6 protein-coding genes are annotated in these 6,084 nt (G+C 53.9%); 1 reads left to right on the top strand and 5 read right to left on the bottom strand.

The window, feature by feature from the left end; genetic code table 11:
- Positions 1–188 precede the first annotated feature (188 nt).
- Entirely contained in the window at positions 189–944 is a 756-nt protein-coding gene (locus ACODSD_RS15825) for a hypothetical protein (RefSeq protein WP_488877764.1), read from the top strand.
- Between the two features lie 327 nt (positions 945–1,271).
- Here ACODSD_RS15825 and ACODSD_RS15820 read toward each other — a convergent pair whose 3' ends face one another.
- The 5 genes from ACODSD_RS15820 to ACODSD_RS15800 all read right to left on the bottom strand — a co-directional run bounded on the left by ACODSD_RS15820 (position 1,272) and on the right by ACODSD_RS15800 (position 6,013).
- Positions 1,272–2,201 carry an FkbM family methyltransferase gene (locus ACODSD_RS15820; RefSeq protein ID WP_488877763.1) on the bottom strand — a complete coding sequence of 310 codons (930 nt, stop codon included), beginning with the start codon at positions 2,199–2,201 and terminating at the stop codon, positions 1,272–1,274.
- A 554-nt stretch (positions 2,202–2,755) separates the two neighbouring features.
- Positions 2,756–3,925, bottom strand: coding sequence for a methionine adenosyltransferase (metK, locus tag ACODSD_RS15815; RefSeq protein ID WP_107800392.1), 1,170 nt, complete (start codon positions 3,923–3,925; stop codon positions 2,756–2,758).
- Between the two features lie 332 nt (positions 3,926–4,257).
- Positions 4,258–4,491, bottom strand: coding sequence for an IS3 family transposase (locus tag ACODSD_RS15810; protein ID WP_488877762.1), 234 nt, complete (start codon positions 4,489–4,491; stop codon positions 4,258–4,260).
- A 912-nt stretch (positions 4,492–5,403) separates the two neighbouring features.
- Complete coding sequence (locus ACODSD_RS15805; RefSeq protein WP_488877761.1) at positions 5,404–5,577, bottom strand: hypothetical protein; 174 nt, start codon at positions 5,575–5,577, stop codon at positions 5,404–5,406.
- A gap of 7 nt (positions 5,578–5,584) precedes the next feature.
- Positions 5,585–6,013, bottom strand: coding sequence for a TOBE domain-containing protein (locus tag ACODSD_RS15800; RefSeq protein ID WP_107799160.1), 429 nt, complete (start codon positions 6,011–6,013; stop codon positions 5,585–5,587).
- Positions 6,014–6,084: the final 71 nt, after the last annotated feature.

Genomic DNA, 6,084 nt, shown 5'->3' with positions numbered 1-6,084 from the left:
GCCAAGTCCTGATCCGCAACGTGCAAAGACAAACCCCGCCTTGGCGGGGTTTTTTCATGCTTGGCCTGGGTGCGGGCCGGCGGTCTTGAGTGAATTAAAAACAACATTGGCATATCTGTCAGTGGTGATGTCCGGACCCGCTGCTTACCATGCGCTGCGTTTCGACGTCCCACCCCGCGCGAGGAGCCATGGGCACCATCACTCACTCAGACACCCTATATCCGCACTTGTTGACCATGGCCGGGCGCGAGCGCCTGGTGGATGAAGCCTATCAAGTGCACGACGCCGTTTTCAGCGGCATGGACCGGGCGGCCTTCCGCAAGATGGTGTTGCCGGAGTCCGAGCACAGCAGCATCCTGCTGCATCGCGGCGAACACGGTCAGGCGGTGGGCTATTGCGCCGTCCACCTGTTCCAGCGCCGCGCGGCGGGGCGCGAAGTCAAGGTTTTGCGCGGGCAGGCCGGGCTGCTCAAAGACTACCGCGGTCGCAACAGCAATATGCCTTTCCTGGCCGGCTGCATGTTGCGCTACTGGCTGCGCAGCCCGTGGCGGCCCATGTATTTCCTGGGCGCGATGATCCATCCGTCCAGTTTCATCCAGATGCACAAGTACGCCACCGGCATGTGGCCCAGCCCGGAGCGGGGCATGGAGCAGCCGCTGGCGCGGCTGGCGGCGGAGTTGTGCGGCAGTTTCGGCATGGCGGCGCCCGCGGCGGAGCGCCCCTTTGTGGTGAAACTGGGCATTTTGACCCGGGACAGCCAGACCGACCGCCAATTCTGGCTGCAGCACCCGCGCCCGGCGGCGCGCTATTTTGTCGAGCACAACCCGGACTACCATGAGGGCCACGGCTTGCTGGCCATGGCCGAGCTGTCGCCGGCGGCCATTCTGAACGGCGTGTGGCGTTATCTGCGAGACAGGCGGCGCGCGGCCGCGGAGCGGGTTTAAGAGCCAGACGCAAGAGGTGTAAGCGTCTGTCCACTATCATCTTGATGATTTAGATTTCCACCTTGGAGTGGAGGGCATCTACGGTGAGATATCGAAATGTATCAAATCGAACTCTCCAGCAAACTATTCCATCATAGGGGCATGTTCCTCATGTAGAGGGCTATGGATCGTTTTTAGGATCGTTTCACAGCCCTACGGACTACTCACAGCCTCTGGTGAATTGGTATTCTCAACCATCGATGCATTGCGTTTGTTTCAACCCAAGATCGTACAGCATGGTCTTACTGTATGTTGGCTAGCCATCATCAAAGCTATTTAGCAATACAGCTAAATGCACAACTGCTTAATCTGATTTGCATGCTTTTCAGCATGTAAGAAGAAGAAGTTGGTTTCTATAGTGGACTCATCCATGACGAAGAATTCTTTTAAACTTGAACCATCCACAGTGAATGCACGGTAATTTTGTGACTTGAAGAGACTGAATATCTCATTTGGATTGTAGTTGAACTTGGCAGACCACTTTCTTAGGATTTCTGAAAATACAATGGGTCGATCGCGAGTGATAGTTTGCAAGCCTCCCTGAAAAACCATCAATTCAGCGCCTTCTACATCGCATTTGATGAAGTCCACTGAGGTGCCTTCTTGATCAGAAAATTCGTCTAGCGTGCGAACTTCACATTTTAGAATCTGCACATCATTTCGGCCGCTGAGATTGGCAGAGGAGGCATTTCCCGAGCCTTCTTCGTAGTAATAAAAATCGAACTCGCCCGTAGAGTTTGAGAAGCCGAAGTTGTGTGCAATGACGTTGGGGACTGAATTTAAAGCGAGATTTTTTTTCAGATGAGCATAAGTGTGGGGGATGGGTTCGAAACAGTGAATCTTTGCTCCACGACATGATAGGGAAATGTTAATAGAGTACCAACCCATATTGGCACCAATGTCGAAGACGGTGTCATTTTCCCCTACAAGGCGATCGATCATTGCAGCATCATATTTTTCATAGTCGAAGAAGTTCAGCGCTTCTACAGGGGCTATTCGAAAGTCGCCTGGGGCGCATAACATGCGTACGCCTCTGTCTCGACTTGTCATAATGATCTGATCGTCTTTAATTTCAATGGATTTAATATTGGTCTTGGGGAGGTGTTTTGCGTAGTCGAATAACTTTGCATGGTGTTCCTCGTACATTTCCCGAATAAAATCTGGCTTGCCAGTGTCCCCCTGCTCAAAGGCAGTCAATGTGTCATTAATTGTTTTCATTTCGTTTTCTTTCCGGTAGAAGTAAGAGGGCGATTTGCGTTAAATGCTAATCCAGTAGCGGTTGATAAGCTGTAGTCTATTATTCCGTATTAGGGGTGTTTTACAGAGGATTTATCTATGAATATCCTGTTCAAAAGCGATATCAATCAGTAAGGCTTTGAAAATTCTTAGCCAATTTTGCGGTTGACCACGCGTTGACTTGTCTGTAAGAGATGGTTGTGGTTGTCAAAAGTACCAAGTTGAACCCATTCACAGGCAATCTACTCATGTTCGATAGGGTGAATATTTGACGGTCATTCTAAATAATGTTTTTTGGTAAGTAGCGTATTAAAGCAAAATGCTTTTCTGCTCCGACCAAAGCTCGTCAGTGAATATCATCCAGGGAGTGGCAAACGTGTAGATGATTGCTGTAGAAACCTTCATTCTGCAGGTTTGCCTCTTTCCTATTCACGGTTCTTAAAAAACCTCAACAGTTTTTAATGATATATGAAGATTTCGAAGTCATTACTCCCCGCGTGACACCTAAAGGTGTGTAACTGATAGTAAGCAGGTTCTTACAAACCGGCGTCGGCGCGCAGCGCTTCCACCTTGTCGGTGCGCTCCCAGCTGAATTCCGGCTCTTCGCGGCCGAAGTGGCCGTAAGCGGCGGTCTTGCTGTAGATCGGGCGCAGCAGGTCCAGCATCTGAATGATGCCTTTCGGGCGCAGATCGAAATGCTTTTTCACCAGCTCGACGATCTTCTCGTTCGGAATCGAGTTGGTGCCGAAGGTGTCCACCGCGATCGAGGTCGGCTCGGCCACGCCGATGGCGTAGGAAACCTGGATCTGGCACTGGCGCGCCAGGCCGGCGGCGACGATGTTCTTCGCCACGTAGCGGCCGGCGTAGGCGGCGGAGCGGTCTACCTTGGACGGATCCTTGCCGGAGAAAGCGCCGCCGCCGTGCGGCGCCGCGCCGCCGTAGGTGTCGACGATGATCTTGCGGCCGGTCAGACCGCAATCGCCCATCGGGCCGCCAATCACGAAGCGGCCGGTCGGGTTGATCAGGAATTTGGTTTCCGGCGTGATCATATCCGGCGGCAGCACCGGCTTGATGATGTCCTCGATCACCGCCTCGGTCAGCGTCTTGTGATCGATCTCCGGAGTATGCTGGGTGGACAGCACCACGGTGTCGATGCGCTTGGGCAGACCGGTGGCGCCGTCGTAGACGCAAGTGATCTGGCTCTTGGCGTCCGGGCGCAGCCACGGCAGGCGGCCGTCCTTGCGCAACTCGGCCTGACGCTGCACCAGACGATGCGCGTAGTAGATCGGGAACGGCATCAGCGTCGGGGTTTCGTCGCAGGCGTAGCCGAACATCAGGCCCTGGTCGCCGGCGCCCTGGTTCAGATCCAGGCCTTCGCCTTCGTTGACGCCCTGGGCAATGTCCTGCGACTGCTTGTCGTAGCAAGCCATCACCGCGCAACCGCGGAAATCGAAGCCCAGCGCGGAATCGTCGTAACCGATGCGCTTGATGGTTTCGCGGGCGATCTTGATGTAATCGATATTGGCGCTGGTGGTGATTTCGCCGGCCAACACCACCAGGCCGGTGTTTACCAGGGTCTCGGCGGCGACGCGCGCGTGCTTGTCCTCGCGCAAGATGGCGTCGAGGATGGCGTCGGAGATCTGATCGGCGACTTTGTCCGGGTGTCCTTCCGACACCGACTCAGATGTAAACAGATATTCGCTCATTTATTATTCGTTCCCGAAAAATGCAAAACCTTGTGATGATAAAATAGGTCGCTTTAAGACCAAGACTGAGCTTTATATGCCTCAGCTAGTCCATTTATTGCTGTACCATTGCCTTTGCCTTGTATTACAAAACCTCAGTGCAGTTCCCTGATGACTAGCTTATCATGCGCCCCCGTTTGCAGGATGTTCAGGATAACCCGAGTTTTAGTGAAATTTATGAAAAATATCAGCTTTTACCGTGCTTAGTCAAACAAAGTACAGTTGCGAGTGGCAAGGGCATGTTGAAACTGGCTATCGCCTAGTGATTGGTTCTACTTCCTGAATACAGTGGGTTAAGCACTCAGCAGCAAACGGCTCTGTTCGACCTCGACTGGCAGCAGAGAGTCCAAAATCGAATGACACCGTTGGTAATTGTAAAAGTGGATGTAATCAAAATCCGTGGTATGAGTCTTCTCATTGCTTCGGTAGTAAGTTAGATAAAACCGCTCCGACTTCAATGAGCCGAAGGAGCTTTCTATTGCGATATTATTCCTGTCGCTTCTTGTATGAGAGTAGCTAAGTACCATCCCGTATTGTTTCAGTGGTGATTGATGGCCAAGGGCACCGTATGGACGGCTGAAATAATCCGAATTGAAAGATTGAGAGGGTCATCATCAGGGTTGCTTGAACCCGCACTTACCATATGCGGAGATGTATAGCCCAGTCCACTACTGCTTGGGAATGCAAGTCGAGTATTGCCATCTGATACAACTATCCTCTACCTGTCCGAATATGGAACAATCGGTTTTCCAGCGCTGATTGATGTCACCAGCAGCAAGTCGCCGCTGCAGCGGGTTGGGGTCATCGAGAGGAGATGTTAGCCGCATTCTGACGGGTGCTAATGTTTACGGGTTCTGACCCTGACTGCTGTTTTGTCGCATCAAGCCTGCCTTGTGATGTTGCCCGCAAGCGAAACCATGTGTGAGTAGTTCGACATGGGTTCGCCTATGGGGGTATTGATCTCTACATGAGGCAAGTGAGTTTTGCCAAGCCGATGGTGTGTAGTGTAATCGATAGTAACCTAGGCGGGAAACTCCAAATAATTGGCACATTGGGGCTACCGGGTAGTGACCTGATAGTGTCTGAAGCGAGTGGAATTTCACCTCGTGGGTTGGGAAAAGATGGCGAGCATCTTTGCATAGAACATCGCGCATTCAATGTGATGTAGGCTAGCTTGTCATGTAGTCGCTTCCGCTTGGCGGCTTCACCAGTTTGTTTGCCTCTGCCTGAAAAGGTATCCGTGTCTGCCACTTGAGTCTGGCTCTTCCACTTGCTCATAAAGTGGCTGGGTAACGTCGAAGGCCTGAGTTACATGCCGTAGTGGGGAGTTGGCAAGTATCTACTCAATGGCCTCGTGTTTGAGAGGCTCTGGGGACGTATGTCTGGTCTTGGTCTTGAACACCACTCCTTGGGGGCATTGTCCATTTTGAGGTTAGTGTTCACGAGAAGTAGGGTAGGCCACAGTTCCATTCTTCGATCACGTCCGGGGCGGCTTCCCGGATCAGCCGCCGCATCCGCGACAAGGCCGCGCCGCGCCAGTCGCCAAGTTCGGCGATTCTGCGGTCTATCAGGGCGGAGGCCGGCGCGCGCTCGGCCGCGGAGGAGGGCTTCATGCCGGGCTCAGATCCGGACGCCGACAATCACGTGGGAGGCCTTGAAAAAGGCGACGATGGCTTTGCCGACGGCCAGGCCAAGGTCGTCCGCGCTCTCCTGGGTGACGATGGCCACCAGGGCGTCGCCGCCGTTGAGACGGATTTCGACCTCGGCGTTGACCGCGCCCGGACGCAGCGCGGACACCCGGCCTTCCAGGCGGTTGCGGGTGGAGAGCTTGATGCCGGCTTCGGGATTGGCCAGGATCACCCAGGGGGCCTTGATGATGGCCAGCGCGTCGCAGCCCACGGTCAGGCCCAGGTTGGCGGTGCTGCGCTGGGTGATGACGGCGGTGATCACCTCGCCGCCCGGCAGGGTGAGGTCGATCTCGTCGTTGACCGCTCCGGGATGGATGGCGGTGACTTTGCCGGCGAACTGATTACGGGCGCTGGTGAGCATCGGAGGTCCTTGATGTCGGATGGGTGGGGGCGTCATTGGCGATGTGCGGACAGTATATGCGGAAGCGGGCG

The organism is Chromobacterium sp. FG22 (assembly GCF_057809415.1).
This window is presented reverse-complemented; position numbering and strand designations above follow the sequence as displayed.